Below are 20,154 nucleotides of genomic sequence, written 5' to 3'. Positions count from 1 at the left end.
CATGAAAAAAACAGTGAATCTGCGCCTGACGGCAGAACATCCCATTATGAAAAACCATCTTGTTCACGGAGAATCTGTCATGCCCGGTCTGGCCTATATTGATATGCTGTATCAGCTGGCAAAGCAAAGCCTTGATCTTTCATTCCGTTCCATCTGTCTGAAACGGGTGACCATTTATCATCCTTTATCAGTGAAACGGTCAGAGCGGCTTGATGTGAGTGTCATATTCAGTAAAGAAAAGGAGTTCTGGACAGCCTCGATTTGCGGGGCGGATTCCGGGACGGTTTTCTTATCAGCGGAGGTGCATGAAGGAGTCTTCTCATCAGATAAGCGCCTTGACGCGGAAGAGAAAAAACAAGTTGCGCTTCCATCAGTCTCTTTGCATACGGTTTACGAAGACGCGAGAAGCCGCGGACTGTCGCATGACGGGCTGATGAAGCCGGAGGGAGAGATCTATGCAAATGAAGAGGAATGTTTCCTTGATATTCGGCAGTCTGATTCATGCCAGGAAAATCTCCCCGGCGCTCTCTTTCATCCCGCGCTGATGGACGGTGCCGCCATGGCCTCCGGCGTATTGCAGACAGCTGCAGGCACCGGTTTGTTTTTACCGATTTATTATGATTCGTTTATTGCCGCTGAAACCGTTACGGAGCGCTGTTACGCGGTGATTTCGAAAAAGTCCGGCACGCCTTCTGAAATGGTGAAAATGGATATTGACTTTTACAACCTCAGCGGTGCGCATATTGCTTCACTGCTCGGCCTGACAGCCAAAAAGGTGCGGACAGACCGGCAGCTGATACCAGGCGTTCAGCAGATGGAGGAAACCTTATACCGCATTTTCTCAACATACGTAGGCCGTCCTGTCACAAGAAATGATGCGCACACCGTGTTTTTTGAATTAGGTCTTGAATCGTCACAGCTTCTGGCCATTATTAAAGACATCGAAGAGGCGTTTGATCTGCGGCTGAATCCGACTCTTTTATTTGAATGCAGCAGCATATCCGAACTGCTTGAAGACATAAAAACAAAAGGAACAGATGAATCATCCGGCCTTGTCGCGGATGCAGCACCGGTCTCTGAAACGCAATCAGGCAGTCAGACATTTACTTTCTATGAACATGAAGCATTCCTTCAGGATCATCTGGTTTTCGGCAAACCGGCACTGATGGGTGTAGTGTATCCGTGTCTGGTGCTTGAAGCATCCGGAACGTCTCATTCCGGCACGTATCCCGCCGGGCTGAAAGATATCCGTTTTACGGGCGGGCCCGTCACACTGGAGCCGGGAGAGGCCGCACATGTTGACATTTCATTTGCGGCAGAAAAGAGTGCCGAACGCTTTACCGCAAGCTGCACTGTCTCCGGTAAAGAAAGCCGGAAGACGTGTGCCGAAGGAGAAATAAGCAGAGGTATAGAGGCACCCGTAAAAAAATCATATGACGTTGAACAAATGAAGGCGCATGCACAAAAGGTGGCGCCGGATGTTATTTCCCGTCTGTACGATTCGGTTGCCGACTTCACGATAGGCCCGATGCTGAAAACGGTAACGGCGGGATACAAAATGAGTGAGAGCTCCTTTTTATTGCAGCTGGACTTATCAGGGAAAAAAGAGAAAGGCGATCTGCATCACTTTGCATTTGACCCGCTTATATTGAATTCATGTTATATGTCGCTCGGTGAAGAAGAATTGCAGCTGAAAAAGCGGATTCACATTCCGCTCATGATTGAGAGGCTGACGCTTTACGGGCCTGTCATGTCTGATACCGTCTATGTGGTGAATACAATCAAACATAAAAAAGACGGGTTTCTCTCATTTGATGCCGCAGTCCTCAGTCATACCGGGGAACAGCTGGCAGAATTGAAAAACGCGTCTGTGAAAGAAGTGCTTCAGCCAAATCGGCTTGAAAATGCGTCTTTTGCCCCGTCCGGGAATCAAAGCCGTCAGAAAACGAAAGGAAACCCGCTGGATATTGCCATTGTCGGAATTTCCGGCAAGTATCCGCAGGCCGATGATATCAATGCGTTTTGGGATAATCTCAAACAAGGAAAGGATTGTATTACCGAAATTCCGAAAGACCGCTGGAAATGGGAACATTACTTTTCCGAGGACCGGACGGCGCCGGGAGCGATCTACAGCAAATGGGGCGGATTCATTGACGGGATCGCCGATTTTGATCCTGAGTTCTTTAAGATTTCCCCCCGTGAAGCGGAACACCTTGATCCTCAGGAACGGCTGTTTTTGATGCATGCGTGGATGGCCATGGAGGATGCGGGATATACGAGGACATCGCCTGAACTGGGCCGTCAGGTAGGTGTGTATGCCGGTGTCATGTATCAGGAATACCCGCTATTCGCGGCTGAAGCGGGAGTGAAAGGACGGCATATCGGGCTCCCCGGCGGGATTTCATCCATTGCTAACCGTGTCTCCTATTTTTGCGATTTTCAAGGGCCGAGCATTTCGATCGATACGATGTGTTCGGGTTCGCTGACTTCATTGTACATGGCGTGCCGGGATCTGCGGGATCATCGGATTCGCGCGGCGCTTGCCGGCGGAGTGAATCTCACCATTCATCCTAACAAGTACTTCATGCTGAGCCAGGGGCAGTTCATCTCATCTAAAGGACACTGCGGGAGTTTCGGCGCCGGGGGTGACGGCTATATTCCGGCAGAAGGTGTCGGGGTGCTGCTTCTTAAACGTTTAGAAGACGCCGTACAAGACGGAGATCGGATTTACGGCGTCATTAAAGGAGCTGCCATTAATCACGGCGGGAGAGCGAGCGGTTACACCGTACCGAACCCCAAGGCGCAGAGCGAAGTCATTTCTCAAGCTTTACAGGAAGCGGGGGTATCTCCGGGCCAGATCAGCTATGTGGAAGCGCATGGGACAGGGACGAAATTAGGCGATCCGATTGAAATCCGGGCTTTAACCGATGCATTCGGTGATGTTCCTGAAACATGTCTCATCGGGTCTGTCAAATCAAATATCGGACATGGGGAATCGGCAGCAGGCATCGCCGCTGTCACAAAAGTGCTGCTGCAGATGAAGCACAAACAAATCGCCCCATCTTTGCATGCGGATGTTTTAAATCCGAATATCCAATTTGACGAAGGGCCGTTTTCCGTCTGCCGGGAATTAACAGATTGGAAACGGATTGCCGCAGACGGAGAAGAACAGCCGCTCAGGGCGGGGATCAGCAGCTTTGGTGCGGGCGGTTCTAACGCGCATATCATTATTGAAGAATATGAGGCTCCTGTCAAACAAGCAATCAGCAGCCAAGAGCCGGCTGTCATTCTGCTGTCTGCGAAAAATGGGGAGCGTCTGACAGAATATGCGGAGCGCCTTCTTGCTTTTCTTCAAAAGAAGCATACGGATAAGCCGGACTTATTTGATGTCGCGTACACTTTACAAGCGGGGCGGGAAGCGATGGATGAGCGGCTGGCTCTCATTGCGGACTCCCTTAAGGAGCTGGAGGACAAGCTCAGATCGTACTTGGAAAATGAAAACGCACCGCATCTTTACAGGGGGCGGGCGAAGCGAAATCATGAGACAGTGGCTGTGTTTGAATCTGATGAAGATTTGCAGGAAGCCATGGTCAAATGGCTGAAAAAGAGAAAGTACGGTCATTTGCTGAACATGTGGGTGCAGGGAGTCGATGTGGACTGGAACTTGTTATATTCGGGACGAAAACCCCGGAGAATCACCCTTCCCGCCTATCCGTTTGCAAAGGTCAGATGCTGGATTCAAGATGAAGCCGAGGCGGTTTCAAAAAGGGATGACGGCAAAACGGTGATCCATCCGCTGCTTCATGAAAACACATCCGATCTGTGGGAGCTGAAATTCACATCCGTTTTTACCGGACGGGAATTCTTTTTCACTGATCACACAGTCAACGGGGAGAAGGTGCTCCCGGGAGCCGCCGTGATCGAAATGGCCAGGGCGGCCGTTGAGCGTGCCGCATGCGCTGTGCCGGACGGACGTAAAGGACTGTATTTGAAAGATCTCATATGGATGAGGCCTGTCGTTCATAAGGGAACGGATGTAGAAGTCCATATCAGCCTTATCCTTAAGGAAAATGAAGACATTGAATTTACGATTTACAGCCTATCGGAAGAACCCGGGGGAGAACGGATTTTATACAGTAAAGGCACCGCGGTATCAGGAGAGATAGCAGCGGTTCCGTCAGTTCACTTAGAGGGCTGGCTGTCCGGCTGCAGCCAATCGGTTATGACGTCTGATGAGGTTTATCAGGCTTTCCGGCATGCGGGTATGATATACGGGCCGAGCCATCAAGGAATTGATCAGCTGATGATCGGAGAGAGGAGCGCTGCAGCCCGGCTGTCGCTGCCGGAAACGGCAGACAGTACCGCCGATCAGTTTGTCATCCACCCGAGTCTTCTAGATGCCGCGTTTCAGGCGTCACTGGGTGCCGGTTCAGATACTGCCGGAGACACTCCGATGCTGCCGTTTTCCCTGAGGCAGGCAGAAATATTTCAGCCGACTCAGAAAACGATGTGGGCGCTTGTCCGCAAACAGAGCGATCGGTCAGATAACGGAGCGCTGACGCTGGATATTGATTTATGTGATGAAAACGGCGCTGTTTGTATGAGATTGACAGGCTTCTCCTGCCGGGCTGTCCGGCAGACAAACCAAACCGAAAGCAAGCGGCAGGAAGTTCAGACAGCGATGCTTGCCCCTGTTTGGGACAAAACTTTCTTTTCTCTGGAAGAAAATCGAGCGGTTGATCAGGAACAATTGCTGATCATCGGAAAGCCGGGACATACCATAAAGGCTGCGGCAAAAATGTGGCCCCGCGCCCATCTGGCGGAGACGCCGGATCATTCAAGCGAGCAAACATTACGTGAATTGACAGCCGGGTATCAGGATATCCGCCATTTCTTATGGATTGCGCCGGATCGTTTCGCACCCGCATCCGTCAGTCAGGAAATGCTTGATGAGCAGGAGAATGGGGTGATTCAATGTTTCCGTTTCATCAAAGCGCTGCTGTCACTCGGGTATGGAAACCGAAACATCAGCTTTACGGCGGTCACCCGGCAGACACAGTCCGTGTATCCGGGTGATCTGCCGCAGCCTGAGCATGCAGGCGTACACGGGTTGATCGGTTCATTGGCAAAAGAATATCCGAACTGGGACATCAGGCTGATTGATGCAGAAGAAGGCAGTGATTCGTCTGAGATGAAAAACATCTGGCGCCTTCCTCCAGATCCGGACGGAAATGCTGCCGCGTACCGTAACGGAGCTTGGCACAAGCAAAAAACAGTCCGGGTGCTGACAAGTTCCGCTCCGCGTATGTCGTACAGAGAAGGCGGCGTTTATGCTGTCATCGGCGGAGCGGGCGGCATCGGAGAAGCATGGAGCAAATACATGATCACCCGTTACAAGGCACGAATGATATGGATCGGCAGGCGGCCGAAGGATCAGGAGATTCAGAGCAAAATAGACAGGCTGGCGCAATCAGGCCCCGCGCCGCATTATATACAGGCTGATGCTCAAGATGCCGCAGCGCTTAAAGCGGCCGTCCGTTCCGTAAGAGAGCAATACGGCAATATAACGGGAGTCATCCATTCCGCGATAACGCTTGCCGACAAAAGTATGGCGAATATGGATGAAGCTTCTTTCAGAAACGCTTATTCAGCTAAGGTGAATACGAGCGTCCGAATGATCGAAGTTTTTAAGGGAGAACCGCTTGATTTTGTGCTGTTTTTCTCATCCGTTAATTCTTTCACAAAAAATGCCGGGCAAAGCAACTATGCGGCAGGGTGTACATTTCAAGACGCCTTTGCCCGCCATATCGCTTCTTTGCTTGATTGTGAAGTGAAAGTCATGAATTGGGGATATTGGGGCAGTCTGGGCGTTGTATCAGGCCCGTCTTACAGAAAACGGATGGAGGCGTCAGGGATCGGTTCTATTGAACCCGATGAAGCAATGGAGGCGCTGGAAGTCTTACTATCAGAACCGTTCAGCCAAGCGGCATTCATTAAAGCTGCTCCGCACGGCTTAGCCGCGCTGACGGATCAAGATGCAATATCGGTTGTATCAGGCCCGAAGCCTTCATTTATGGAAAGCGTCAAGCGGCAAAATCCGGATCGGAATGAACGGCTTGAGACTTTAAAACGAGAAATGGAGTTGCGCATATGAACAGCCTTCTTTGCAAACTGCTCTTTTACCAATTACAGTCAATCGGGTTTTTCAGCGAGCCTGTCACTACACCTGCAGCATCCATGCGGGGCGCCGGCGTGATCGGCACATACGGCAGATGGCTGAAAGAAAGCCTGAATCTATTAAAAGAAAACGGATATATCGCGTATGACGGATACACGGTCACTCTCCTCACGGATCAGCGCCCGGACGGCCGCGCAGTCTGGAATGAGTGGAATGCCCATAAACGCCTGCTTCCCAATGGGGAGCTTGCGCAAGCTGAATTGGCCGAGGCGACGATAAAAGCGATGCCTTCTATTTTAAAAGGAGAACGTCCGGCTACGGATATCGTATTTCCCGATTCATCAATGCGGCTCGTTGAAGGTGTTTATAAGCATAATCCCGTTGCGGATTATTTTAATGAAGTGTTGGCAGATTCCGCGGCCGCTTACCTGAAAGCTTATCTTACGGAACACCCCGATGCCCGCATCAGGCTGATAGAAGTAGGGGCCGGGACGGGCGGAACGAGCGCCATGCTGTTTACAAAACTGCAACCATTTGCAAAACAGATTGCGGAATATTGTTATACTGACGTTTCTAAAGCTTTTTTAATGCATGCCGAACAGGAATACGGACCTGATGTGCCGTATTTGACAACAGCCTTGTTTGATGCGGAGGAACCTTGCGAATCACAAAATATCAAAACGGGTGTTTACGATATTGTCATCGCCGCCAATGTGCTTCACGCCACAAAAAATATCGGTTTGACACTTCGCCGTCTGAAAGCGCTCCTGAAATACAACGGGATGATTCTGATAAACGAAATCAGCGATCGTTCTGTTTTTACCCATTTAACCTTCGGGCTGCTTGACGGGTGGTGGTCCTATGAGGATGCTGAGCTTCGGATTCCGGGAAGTCCCGGCTTATATCCAAAATCGTGGGAGTGTGTGCTGCATTCGGAAGGATACAGAGCGGTTTGTTTCCCTGCTGAAACGGCTCATGATTTAGGTCAGCAGATTATCGCAGCTGAGAGTGACGGACTCGTCCGGATGCAAGGGATCAGAGACGGCAGAAAGCCATACGCCGCCCCGGCCGAAGTTTTCCGAAAGCCCGCACAGCCTGTTTCCCGCAGCCGCGCGCCAGAGGAGCATCAAGCTGTTAAGGCTGATGGGGAATCGGTCGCTTCCCATGTCCGCTCTGTCATCAAAACAAGTATTGCCGATGTATTAAAAATGAAAGAAGAGGATATTCAGGAAGAACTGAATTTCTCTGAATACGGCATTGATTCCATTTTGGCCGTCAATGTGATTAACGAGATTAATAAGCGTTTGAATCTTACACTGCAGACAACGATTTTATTTGATTACTATCATGTGAAACTGCTGACCGGTTATATCTCGGCAGAATACGAAACCATCATAGCCTCGTCTCTGGAGACCGAAAGAGCGAAAATCCGCCCGGCGCTTCAGGAAGAACGGCCTGCTGAAAAACCTCTGCAGACGGAAAGAAAGGAAACCGGTTATCAGAAACCGAAACAAGAACGTATGCCGCCTTCTTTTGCAAAGTCCGATGACTCGGGAATGTTCCGGGTTGTGATTGACCGTCCGGGCGGCATTGAAGATCTGACGATTGTCCGCAGTGAAGTGCCTGAGACAAAAGATGACGAAGTTCAAATAGCCGTCCGCGCCTTTTCTTTAAACTTCGGAGACTTGCTTTGTGTCAGAGGGCTGTATCCGACGATGCCGCCTTATCCGTTCACTCCGGGATTTGAAGCAAGCGGCGTCGTGATCAAGACAGGGAGGCATGTAACATCCGTCGTTCCAGGTGATGAAGTGATTGTCGGCATGGGAGAGGAATTTGGATCTCAGGCGAATCTCATCACATGTAAAGAACATCAAGTCTATCATAAACCGGCCCGGCTGACCTTTGAAGAAGCATGCGCTCTTCCCACCGTGGCGGTGACCATGATAGACGCCTTCCGGAAAGCCGGACTTAAAAAAGGCGAAAAAATATTAATTCAGACCGCGACGGGAGGAACGGGGCTGATCGCGGTGCAAATGGCCCGGCATATCGGCGCGGAAATATATGCCACGGCCGGATCACAGAAAAAAATTGAGTATTTGCATTCGCTCGGGGTCCACAATACCATTTGCTATTTAGAAGAAGATTTTGAAACGGAAATCATGCGAATGACCGGCGGCCGTGGGGTGGATGTTGTCATTAATACCCTGGCCGGTGATGCCATGCAAAAAGGAATGAATTGCCTGGCGCCGGGCGGAAGATATATCGAAATTGCCATGACTGCGCTGAAATCCGCTAAATCAGTCGACTTGTCCGTCCTTCATAACAATCAATCGTTTCACAGCGTGGATTTGCGGAAGCTGTCCCTTCAAAATCCGGATCAGGTCAAGGACTATCAATTGGAACTGCAGCGGCTGGCGGAAGAGGGAGTCATTCAGCCTGTCATCTCAAAAATCTTTTCCTTTGAAGACATAAAAGAAGCGTATCACTGTTTGGATGACCGCGGAAATATCGGGAAAATCGTCATCAGCGTTTCTGAGCCGTATCAAATGACGTACCGCCCCGAACAAAAGGATCCGGCCGATACAGTAAAATCAGCAGCTGTGTTACCTGAAAAAGAACCGATCGCGATTATCGGGATGAGCGGGCGGTTTGCTGAATCGGAGAATGTCCATGAGTTTTGGGAACACTTAGCTGCCGGACGGGATCTGATTAAAAAAGCAGACAGATGGGATGTCTCTGACAGCCAATGCCAGTATGGCAGTTTTATAGAGGACATTGAATGTTTTGACCCCGTTTTCTTTCATATATCTGGACGTGAAGCGACCTATATGGACCCTCAGCAGCGGCTGTTTTTGGAAGAATCATGGAAAGCGCTTGAAGATGCGGGATATGCGGGAGACTCGGTAAGAGGCCGGGAATGCGGCGTGTATGCCGGCTCCTGCGGGGGAGATTACCAGGCCATTTTTAAACAGCAGGGGCCCGCGCAGGCGTTTTGGGGCAATCATAATTCCGTCACCCCGGCAAGGATCGCCTATCACCTTAATTTACAAGGTCCGGCGATCACTGTTGATACAGCATGTTCCAGTTCGCTGACAGCCATTCATTTGGCATGTCAGGGGCTTTGGACGAAAGAAACGGAAATGGCGGTGGCGGGCGGGGTTTTCATTCAATCCACTCCCGCTTTTTATCAGTCGTCAAATAAGGCGAATATGCTGTCACCGACCGGACGCTGCCATACGTTTGATCAAAGCGCGGACGGGTTCGTGCCGGGTGAAGGCGTGGGAGCGGTGGTGCTGAAACGTCTTAGCGACGCCGTTAGTGACGGAGATCATGTGTACGGCGTCATAAAAGGCTCTGCAATGAATCAGGACGGCGCTACAAACGGAATCACCGCTCCAAGCGCGCTATCTCAAGAACGATTGGAACGGCATGTCTATGACACTTTTCACATTGATCCGGAAACCATTCAAATGGTGGAAGCTCACGGAACGGGCACTGCACTGGGCGACCCGATCGAATTCGGCGCCTTAACCCGCGCTTTCCGCCGCTATACGGATAAAAAAGGATATTGCGCCCTCGGCTCTGTGAAAACCAATCTCGGACATGCCGCTGCGGCCGCGGGGATGGCCGGACTGTTTAAAATCCTGCTGTCGCTGAAGCATCGGCAGATTCCGGCTTCCCTGCATTTTCACCAAGCCAATCAGCATATTCAATTTGAGGAGAGTCCGTTTTTTGTGAATGAAAAGCTGATACCGTGGGAACGGAATCCGGATGCACCGCGCAGAGCAGCCATCAGTTCATTCGGATTCAGTGGAACAAATGCCCATCTTGTGATTGAAGAGGCGCCGCAAACCGTGCGCCGGTCACCGGCAAAACCGGCCTGCCTCATTCCTTTATCTGCGCGGACGGAGCGTCAGCTGGAAATTCAGGCAGAACGCCTGCTGGATTCACTCAGCAAGAACAAAGACAGCGATCTGGGAAATATAAGTTATACGCTCCTGCTCGGCAGAAAGCATTTACATCACCGGTTTGCCTGTATCGTAAGCAGTGCGGACGAACTGAAGCGGGTATTATCGGAGTGGCTTGTAAAAAGAGAGCTTCCGGGTGTGTTTGTGTCCAATTTGAAGGATCAGAAGCCGGCAGAAGAAGCCGGAATGAAAACATTCGGAATGGAATGCATTGAACAGTGCCGCTCAGCGGCTTCGCCAGCACAGTACAGAGAAAGCCTGGCACATATCGCTGACCTTTTTTGCAGAGGATATGATCTTCCTTTTACACGGCTTTTTGACGGAGGGAAATATTATAAAACGCCGCTGCCTGCCTACCCGTTTTTAAAAGAAAGGTATTGGGCGGTTGATGTAAACAGTTCTTTACCAGACCAAGCCATGAAAAAGTCTGAAACGCAAACCGTTCTCCCGTCTTCGCCGCAGCCTGAACATGAAGGGCTGATTTCTCTGACTCCTTTAACTGAGATCGAAATGAGAGCGTTTGAACCGGAGACATTGCAAAAACCGATCGTGTTACAGCCTTTGGATGTTACTGTTTCTGTCCGGCAGCCAGAAAAAGCCGTTTTCGAAGACAATAGAACATTGCTTGAAGAATTGAGGATAAGCCTGGCAGATATTTTATTTTTGTCACCGGAAGATATTGATGCTGATGAGCCTTTCATCGACATGGGGCTTGACTCCATTATCGGGGTTGAATGGATACAAACAGTAAATAAAACGCACCACACTGAGATTACTGCCAATAAGGTGTATGAACACCCGACGCTTAAGGAGCTTGCGGAATATATAGCGGGGCAAATAAAGAAACCCGAGTATGCTGAAGCGGAGGAAACAGCGGTACGTCCGCAAATCCCGGAAGCAGAAACGCCCCTTGCCGGCATCTCTGACGGCACTTTGCGCAAAGAGCTCAAAGAAAGCCTTGCGGACATCCTGTTTCTGAAGCCGGAAGATATTGATGAGCATGAAGCATTCATTGAGATGGGGCTGGATTCTATTATCGGTGTGGAATGGGTTCAGTCCATTAATAAAACCTATCAAGCGTCTATTACGGCAAATCTGGTCTATGAATATCCGACAATCGCAAAATTAGCCGGGTATCTGACCGGTTCTGTCCAAAAAGACACCGAGGAAGTACATGAGGAACATACGAAACAAAACGATATATCAGAAGAGACAGATGATCAAGAACCGCCCGAGCTGATCTGTCTTAACCCGGGTGGAAAGGGAAGACCGATTTTCTGGTTTCATTCCGCGCTGGGGGCAGTGGAGCTGTACCAGCCTGTTGCCGAACGGACCGGGCGCCCTTTTTACGGAATTCAGGCAAGAGGATGGATGACAGACCGGGAACCGATCCGCGGCATTAAAAACATGGCCGAATATTACGTTAAGCTCATACGTACCGTGCAGCACCGGGGTCCTTACGATGTAGGCGGCTATTCATTAGGGGGCATGCTCGCTTATGAAGTCACCCGGCAATTGCAGCTGGCTGGAGAAACCGTTGAGTCAATCGTCATGCTCGACTCCTTTGACTCAGCGGGTGCGCGGGAAATCAACATTCCTGATGAATTATTTGATAAAAATATGATGCTGCAGACGGTGAACATGGCTTTATTTGCACCAATCTATCAACATCCGGAACGCATATCTGAAACCTTGATTCATCGTGATGAACTGAATGCCGATCTTCATGAAGACATATTTTTAGAGCAATTAATCGCAAAAGCCAAACAGCGGGGGTTAACGAAGACGGACGCGTTGGTGAAAAATCTGATCAGGCAGAATATAAACGTTCAGGACGCTTACGAAATCACTGACTACGAACTCTTGCCGCTTCCGGACCCGAACGGGGTGACATGCTATTATTTCCGAAATAAAAACGGAATTTTCTTGGGTGAGCTTGATCCGTATTTTACGATCAGGGCTGATAATTTATCCGCTGATTTCGTCAACTATTGGAGCCAGTGGGAAGAGCATATGACAAACATCGCCATCATGGATGTGGCGGTATCCAACCATATGACGTTATTGGCTGAAGACAGCGCAGCGGAAACGATTTCTGAATTTTGCGGCGTTTTATATTCGGCAGACGGAATGACAGAACACAGCTTTCTGCAGCTGCAGGAAAAGATACTGAACGTGCATGGTGAGATGCTGAAGCAGCCCGCCAAAACAAGACCGTAAATTCACATATCCGCCCGCCGGGTTTACTCGTAAGCTTCGGCGGGTCATTTCAAATCTTGATCACATCTTGGAGGAATGAAAATGACCAGTTTAACAAAAATCAGACAGCAGCAGCCGTACAAGTGGTACCAAACGATGAGAGAAACCTCTCCCGTTCATTACAATGAAAAGGAAGATTGCTGGGAAATCTTCACCTATGATGAAGTGAAGCGGGTGATTTCTGACTACAGTCATTTTTCTTCCGATCATAAATACTTAAGTGCGGACAAACAGGAAAAAATGATTCGGCATATTAACAAAGACAGCCTTTTGAAAATGGACCCGCCTGAACACACCGTCTTCAGAAAATTGGTCAATCAGCCGTTCATGCCGAAATCGGTTGAGTCTCTTGCACCGCGTATAGCCGCTATCGCTGATGACCTGCTTCAGGCCGTCCGTTCAAAAGGCAGGATGGACATTATTGAAGATTACGCATTTCCGCTTCCGATTATCGTGATCGCAGAGCTTTTAGGATTTCCTCCGAAAGACAGAGATATCTTTAAAGGCTGGGTCGACCAAAGCCAGAATGTAAAAGATGAAAAGAAAATGAATGAAGTGCAAAAGCAGATGATCGGATACTTCATGCAGTTTATTTTACAGCGGAGAAAACAGCCGCAAAATGATTTAATCAGCCATTTAATTTCAGCTGATTTAGACGGAGAGCCACTGTCAGACAAGCAATTAATCGGTTTTTGCGGCTTGTTGATCGTCGCGGGGCACGTAACGACGGAAAATGTGATCGGAAATTCATTTCTCAGTCTCAAGGAGTTCCCGCACATTCTGCCCCGGCTGCTTGAAAACAAGGCGCTCCTTCCTGACTTTATTGAGGAAGTCATCCGCCTCAGACCTTCCATTCAGCGGGTAACCCGCTACACCGCGGTTGAGAGCGAGATTGGCGGAAAAACGATTCCGGCCGGAGAAAAAGTGTATGCGTGGATTGGATCGGCGAACAGAGATGAAAAGAAGTTTGAAAATGCCGATCAAATTGACTTGGGACGAAAGCCGAATCAGCATCTGTCATTCGGTCAGGGCAGCCATTATTGTTTAGGAGCGCCGCTGGCCCGGCTTGAAGCGAAAATCGCGCTTTCCCACTTTTTTGAACAGGTGCCCGCATGGCGTTTTACTGAGGATCAAGAGCCGAATCTGGTTCCGAGCCCTGTATTTCACGGCGTTGACAGGCTGCTTGTTGAGTTTTGAGCGAAAAAATAAAAGAGGCTTCCACAGGAAGCCTCTTTACTCTGGGGGCTTGGAGAAATGAATGTAGGAATCGAAGCAATGAACGTGTTTGGCGGAACCGCGTATGTAGACGTCATGGAGCTTGCGGAACATCGGAACCTGGATAAAAAAAGGTTTGAGAACCTGCTGATGAAAGAAAAAGTGGTGGCGCTTCCGTTTGAAGATCCGATTACGTTCGCCGTAAATGCCGCAAAACCAATTATCGACTCTCTGTCAGAAGAGGAACGGAATCAGATTGAAATGGTCATCACCTGTACGGAATCCGGGATTGATTTTGGCAAATCCATCAGTACATACGTCCATGATTATTTGCAGCTGAAGCGGAATTGCCGGTTATTTGAGGTGAAACAGGCTTGCTATTCTTTAACGGCCGGGTTTCAAATGGGCGTGAATTTCATCTTATCGCAAACATCGCCGGGAGCGAAAGCGCTCATCATCGGAACGGATATTTCCCGCTTTTTAGTGGCTGAAGGCGGTGACGCGTTGACGGAGGAATGGTCCTATGCCGAACCGAGTGCGGGGGCGGGAGCTGTGGCGCTTTTAGTCAGCAGCACCCCTCATGTCTTTTTGCTTGATCAAGGCGCAAGCGGGTATTACGGGTATGAAGTCATGGATACCTGCCGCCCGATCCCGGATAGTGAAGCGGGGGATGCTGATCTGTCGCTCATGTCTTATTTGGACTGCTGTGAAAAATCATTTCAGGAATACAGAAAGCGTGTGAGCGGGGCGGATTATAAGAATACATTTCAATACCTTTCTTTTCATACTCCGTTTGGCGGAATGGTAAAAGGAGCGCATCGGACGATGATGAGAAAATTGGCAAAGGCTAAGCCGCAAGACATTGAAGCGGATTTTCAGCAACGCGTGCTGCCTGGGATTCAATACTGTCAGCGCGTCGGCAACATCATGGGGGCCACCGTATTTTTATCTCTTGCCAGCACGATTGATAACGGCTCTTTTGAAACGCCGAAACGAGTCGGCTGTTTTTCATACGGTTCGGGCTGCTGTTCTGAATTTTACAGCGGTGTCGTTATGCCGCAAAGCCGTACGCGGCAGAATCAATTTCAGATCAGCCGGCATTTGGATGAACGCGTCCGTTTATCGATGGCTGATTATGACCGGCTGCTCCAAGACAGCGGCATCGTAAAATTCGGCACAAGAAATGCCGCGCCCGCAGCAGACATCCCGAATGCGCATCAAGGAAAAACGCGATTGGTGCTGACTGAAATAAAAGAGTTTCACAGAAAGTATGAATGGACGACCTAGTATCAGAAACACTCAGAGACGGAAGGCTTGAGTATTTTTAAAGAAACGGAGAATAAACATGAATCCAATGATTGATGTACAGGAAACAGAACCGGGCATTGTGCAGGTCACAATGCAGGATACGGCCGGGAAAAACGGGCTGTCAGAAGAGTTTGTCAGAGAGCTGCACCGGGTATTCCAAGACATCAATGCCCACCCGTCCTATAAAACCGTCCTTCTGACGGGTTACGGAAATTATTTCTGCACGGGAGGAACGCAGGAGGGGCTTTTGACCATTCAGAGCGGAAAGCTCCAATTTACAGATTTAAAGCTTCACAGTCTTTTATTGGATTGCAGGATTCCCGTGATTTCCGTCATGCAGGGGCATGCGATCGGAGCCGGCTTTACGATCGGTCTGAGCGCGGATTTCGTGATTTTAAGCAGAGAGAGTTTTTATTCTTGTAATTATATGAAGTACGGATTTACACCGGGAATGGGCGCGACGTATATTGTGCCTGAAAAACTGGGAATTGTCCTCGGGGAAGAAATGCTGTTTACTGCCGCGAATTTCAGCGGCGCCGCTCTGGAAAAACGGGGAGTTCCGTTTGAAGTGCTGCCGAAAAAAGACGTCCTTCAAAGAGGCCGCGAATTAGCCCGGCTGCTGGCGGATAAACCGAGAGCCTCACTGGTTGCGCTGAAAACCAATGTGACCGCACGGATCAAAAGAGAGCTGACAAAAGCGGTTGAGGAAGAGGTGAACATGCACGAAGCCACATTCCATCTTCCTGAAGTAAAAGAGAGAATCAGCCGCTTATACGGCAGTTAAACAGAATGAAAAAAGCATGGGAAGCCCCATGCTTTATCACTGGTCCGTCTTTTGCAGAACGGAGCCTGCGAATTGTTCTTTAATTTCGGCGCTCCGTGCTGCGGTTTCTGCGATGCAGTGCATGATGGCTTCTTCAAAGCGGCGCTCTTCTAATGCGCGAAGGCCTGCTTCAGTCGTGCCGCCCGGGCTTGTGATTTCCTTGCGCAGGCGTTCAGGCCGTTTGCTGCTTGTTCTGAGCATTTCCGTCGCCCCGGCCATGGTTTGTAAAATCAGCTCTTTTGCCGTTTCTTCCGGCAGGCCGGCTTGAAGGGCGGCCTTTTCCATTGCTTCGACATACCGGTACACATAGGCGGGACCGCTTCCGGCAATGGCTGTGACGGCGTCAAGGTGTTTTTCTTCAAAGCGCGTCGCTTCTCCGATTGTTTCCAGAAGCTCTTTTGCCGTCCGGATTTCAGCTTCACTCGCCTCGGAGCTTGCGGAAAAACCGGTCGCCGATTGCTGAATGGCCGCGGATGTATTCGGCATCGCCCGGATGATGGTGAGCTTTCTGCCGAAATATTGCTGAATCGTGTGAATCGTCAGCCCTGCGATGACAGAAATCACAAGCTGATCTTTCACGTATTCGCGAATGTTCTCAATGCTTTCTGCCGCATCTTTCGGTTTAAAGGCGAGAACGAGAATGTCGGTATTGCTGAAAAACTCTTCTTTATCCCGGCACGGTTTTACTCCGTACGTTTTTTGGAGCTCTTCAAGCCGGCTGTCATTTGACCGGTTTGTCATATATATATGTCCGGGGGCTGTCATTCCGCTTTGCAGCAGTCCGTTCACCATTGCTTCCGCCATTGATCCGGCCCCGATAAAACCGATTTTCTTCATATAAATCCTCCTTCTTCTCAAAACACAAAAAAACCTTCCCGTCAAAAAGGACGAAAAGGTTTCGCGGTACCACCTTACATTAGCACGAATCAGCCGTGCTCAGCTCAAATCCCGTAACGAGGGGATACGTTTAGGTTTTCCTAACCGCTCTGAGGGCAGGTTCTGTAAACAAGAGGGCCGCAATGTCTTTCAGCCGGGGACATTGCTCTCTGCTGCCGTTGTTTATATACTAGTTCCTCGTCATCGCGTTCCGTGTTTTCTAGTTTGTTGTTCATTATGCTATGCGCAAGAGCGGGATGTCAATCTTTTTTTCCGATATGCGGCAATAATGACACAGTGAAAAGAAAACGCTAAAATATGATTATTCAGGAATGAAAAGAACGAAGGAGCGTAAACATGGCAGCGAGAAAGATCATTCCGATACGTGTGCCGACTCCGTTTGCAGTCGGCGACGTTATCGTTTATTTAGTAAAAGATGAAGCCTTAACCCTTATTGATTGCGGCCCGAATACAAAGGAAGCGGCTGAATCGCTCTCATTGCAGCTTAAGGAACACGGGGTTTCTGCGGCAGATATAGAACAGGTGGTGCTCACTCATCATCACGCAGATCATTCAGGTCTGCTGCACCTTTTTTCCGACGATGCGGAAGTAATAGGGCATCCGCTGAATGACAGGTACATTACTCAGGATCAGTCGTATATCGCCCGGCAGGAGGACTTTTTTCTGTCGCTTATGACTGAAATGGACGTTCCCCTGACGCCTGAAGACATACATAAAACAGTTAAGCTGTCATACTTATTTTCTGCAAACCGTCCGTTAACGAAAACAGTGAGGGAAGGCGGAAAAATTGACGGGCTTAACGGCTGGACGGTGCTCGAAATCCCGGGTCATGCCGCTTCTCACATTGCGCTCTACCATGAAAAAAGCGGTGAAATGTTCAGCGGCGATCTGCTTTTATCCAACAGCTCCACCAATCCGATTCTGGAAGCTCCGGAAAAGGGGGGCGTGCGCGCGGCCCCGATGCTCGACTACTTGAACTCAATGAAGCGGCTGCATGACGTAAACCCGTCCTTTTTATATCCGGGACACGGCGATCTGCTGACAGACGTAAAGCCTGCTTTTGACAGGCGGCTTGAAAAACAGAGAAGTCGGTCGGAATATGTGCTGCGCCTGTTGTCAGAGGAAACGCTGACGGCTTTCCAGGTATGCCGGCGGCTGTTTCCGGCTGTGTATGAAAATGAATTGTTTTTAACGATGTCAGAAACGATCGGCCATCTTGACGTGCTGGCCGCCGAAGGGAAGGCTGTATCCTTTCAGTCGGGGAACACTCTGAAGTTTAAAGCTGTGAAGGGGTGAAGGAAATGGGCAGATTAACGGATAAGCGGATTTGGATCACCGGAGCATCCGGCGGACTCGGAGAACGGCTTGCATATTCCTGCGCGGCAGAAGGGGCTCATGTTTTTTTATCCGCCAGGCGGGAGGACCGCTTGCAGGAAGTGAAAAAGACGATTACCGCGCGCGGCGGACAGTGTGATGTCGTTCCGTTTGACGTCCGGCATGCAGAAGAGGCTGAAAACGTAAGGCGTTTGATCGGTCATGTTGACGTATTAATCAACAACGCCGGCTTCGGCATTTTTGAAACGGCCGCTGATTCATCTTTGGATGATATGAAGGCAATGTTTGAAGTCAACGTCTTCGGATTAATCGCCTGTACGAAGGCCTGTCTTCCTGTGATGCTTCATGCGAAAAGCGGCCATATTATCAATATCGCCTCACAGGCCGGCAAATTGGCGACGCCGAAATCAAGCCTTTATTCCGCAACGAAGCACGCCGTGTTAGGGTATTCCAATGCGCTGCGGCTTGAGCTGGACGGTACGGGTGTAGCTGTGACAACGGTTAATCCCGGTCCGATCAAAACAGACTTCTTTACAATTGCAGATAAAGAGGGCGGTTATGTGAAAAGCGTCGGCAGATGGATGCTTGATGCCGACCATGTGGCAGAGCGTATTACATCCGTGATTCTGACGGATAAACGGGAAATGAATCTTCCGCGATGGATGAGCCTCGGGACGAAGCTGTATCAGCTTTTCCCATCGTTTACAGAAAAACTGGCAGGCCGCGCATTAAAGAAAAAGTAACAAGGGGGAAAAAGGAATGTCCGACCGGGATATACACAAGGCATTGATGGCAGAGCCTTTAGTCAGGCAAATGGCGGAGGCGCGTGAAGTATTTTGGATCAATCCGCATAAAACCGTTGATCCAGTAAAGCATGGCGCTGAATGGAAAAAGGAGATTGCCGAAGCGGAAGAAAGGCTGCGCCGGTTTGCGCCTTATATCGCGTCGGCTTTTCCGGAGACGGAAGCGGAGGGAGGCCTCATTGAATCTCCGCTTGTCTTGGTCAATGAAATGAAGAAGCATCTGGAACACAGCGCCGCTCAGGCTTTCCCCGGGCGTCTGCTTTTGAAATGCGACGACGAACTTCCGATTTCCGGTTCCATTAAAGCGCGCGGCGGGATTTACGAAGTGCTGAAGCATGCCGAAGATCTCGCGGTAAAAGCGGGAATGCTCTCAGCAGACGACGATTACAGCATATTGACTGAAGAACGGTTTACCGCTTTTTTCTCAAAATACTCTATAGCCGTCGGCTCTACGGGCAATTTAGGTCTGAGTATCGGCATAATCGGCGCGAAGCTCGGCTTTTGTGTGACCGTTCATATGTCCAGTGACGCAAAGCAGTGGAAAAAGGAGCTGCTCCGGGAAAAGGGGGTTTGCGTCATCGAATATGAAGCAGACTACAGTCTGGCTGTCAAAGAGGGGCGCATGCAGGCGAAGCAGGACCCTTATTGTTATTTTATTGATGATGAGCATTCCCGGGATCTGTTTTTGGGGTATGCCGTTGCGGGAAGCCGTGTGAAAAAGCAGCTCGATCAAATGAACATAAAGCCTGATGCAGATGAACCGCTTTTCGTTTATTTGCCGTGCGGGGTCGGAGGAGGCCCGGGCGGCGTCGCGCTTGCGCTAAAGCTGATCTATGGCGAGCATGTCCATATTTTTTTCGGTGAGCCGACGCATTCACCGTGTATGCTGTTAGGACTGTTTTCCGGCTTGCATGACGGAATCAGCGTGCAGGATATCGGTCTTGATAATCAAACGGCCGCCGACGGACTTGCGGTGGGAAGGCCGTCCGGACTGGCCGGCCCTCTGATGGAACCTATACTCAGCGGCTGTTATACCGCCGATGACTGCACGCTTTTTTCGCTGCTTTATCAATTGAGAGCGGCCGAGAATAAGAGCCTTGAACCCTCTGCACTCGCCGGTATGGCCGGAGCCGTCAAGTTTGTTCAGACCGAAGCCGGAAACCGTTATATAAAAGAACGGGGGCATGAGATGGAAAATGCCGTGCACCTTGTGTGGAGCACCGGCGGAAGCATGGTTCCGGAGGAGGAAATGGAAGAGTACAGCCGGATCGGTTCCTCATTTGTGAAAAAAATGGGCAGACAGTGAAGCGGTTTTCCGTTACAATCTTTGTAAGCGTTTGTTTTTTTATCGGAAAGCCATACAGAGAG

The 20,154-nt window shown here is 49.9% G+C and carries 9 protein-coding genes; 8 read left to right on the top strand and 1 reads right to left on the bottom strand.

Annotated features, from left to right (window positions below):
- Position 1: 1 nt before the first annotated feature.
- From GNE05_RS12435 to GNE05_RS12415, 5 genes are all read left to right on the top strand, one after another.
- On the top strand, positions 2 to 6,154 hold the full coding sequence (locus GNE05_RS12435) for a type I polyketide synthase (RefSeq protein WP_160182854.1): 6,153 nt from the start codon (positions 2 to 4) through the stop codon (positions 6,152 to 6,154).
- Positions 6,151 to 12,366 (top strand): beta-ketoacyl synthase N-terminal-like domain-containing protein, encoded by a 6,216-nt coding sequence (locus GNE05_RS12430; protein WP_160182853.1) that lies wholly within the window; start codon positions 6,151 to 6,153, stop codon positions 12,364 to 12,366. Before GNE05_RS12435 ends, GNE05_RS12430 begins: the two co-directional genes overlap by 4 nt.
- An 81-nt stretch (positions 12,367 to 12,447) precedes the next feature.
- The gene (locus GNE05_RS12425; RefSeq protein ID WP_160182852.1) at positions 12,448 to 13,602 is read left to right on the top strand and encodes a cytochrome P450; all 1,155 of its coding nucleotides are present in this window, start codon (positions 12,448 to 12,450) and stop codon (positions 13,600 to 13,602) included.
- A 57-nt stretch (positions 13,603 to 13,659) separates the two neighbouring features.
- Positions 13,660 to 14,907, top strand: a complete 1,248-nt coding sequence (locus tag GNE05_RS12420; protein WP_007409381.1) for a hydroxymethylglutaryl-CoA synthase family protein — start codon at positions 13,660 to 13,662, stop codon at positions 14,905 to 14,907.
- A 58-nt stretch (positions 14,908 to 14,965) separates the two neighbouring features.
- Complete coding sequence (locus tag GNE05_RS12415; RefSeq protein WP_129003160.1) at positions 14,966 to 15,712, top strand: polyketide synthase; 747 nt, start codon at positions 14,966 to 14,968, stop codon at positions 15,710 to 15,712.
- A 36-nt stretch (positions 15,713 to 15,748) separates the two neighbouring features.
- Here GNE05_RS12415 and proC read toward each other — a convergent pair whose 3' ends face one another.
- Entirely contained in the window at positions 15,749 to 16,588 is an 840-nt protein-coding gene (gene proC / locus GNE05_RS12410; RefSeq protein ID WP_007409383.1) for a pyrroline-5-carboxylate reductase, read from the bottom strand.
- 396 nt (positions 16,589 to 16,984) lie between these two features.
- Between proC and GNE05_RS12405 the strand changes: the two genes are divergently transcribed.
- Genes GNE05_RS12405 through dsdA form a run of 3 tightly spaced genes read left to right on the top strand, consistent with a single transcriptional unit; the run spans position 16,985 to position 20,092 of the window.
- Positions 16,985 to 17,944, top strand: coding sequence for an MBL fold metallo-hydrolase (locus tag GNE05_RS12405; RefSeq protein ID WP_119001840.1), 960 nt, complete (start codon positions 16,985 to 16,987; stop codon positions 17,942 to 17,944).
- Between the two features lie 5 nt (positions 17,945 to 17,949).
- Complete coding sequence (locus tag GNE05_RS12400; protein WP_031378961.1) at positions 17,950 to 18,726, top strand: SDR family NAD(P)-dependent oxidoreductase; 777 nt, start codon at positions 17,950 to 17,952, stop codon at positions 18,724 to 18,726.
- Positions 18,727 to 18,742: 16 nt separating this feature from the next.
- Entirely contained in the window at positions 18,743 to 20,092 is a 1,350-nt protein-coding gene (gene dsdA, locus GNE05_RS12395; RefSeq protein WP_160182851.1) for a D-serine ammonia-lyase, read from the top strand.
- Positions 20,093 to 20,154 lie beyond the last annotated feature (62 nt).

The sequence above is a fragment of the Bacillus sp. AM1(2019) genome, assembly GCF_009906915.1.
GTDB classification, from domain to species: Bacteria; Bacillota; Bacilli; order Bacillales; family Bacillaceae; genus Bacillus; species Bacillus velezensis.
This window is presented reverse-complemented; position numbering and strand designations above follow the sequence as displayed.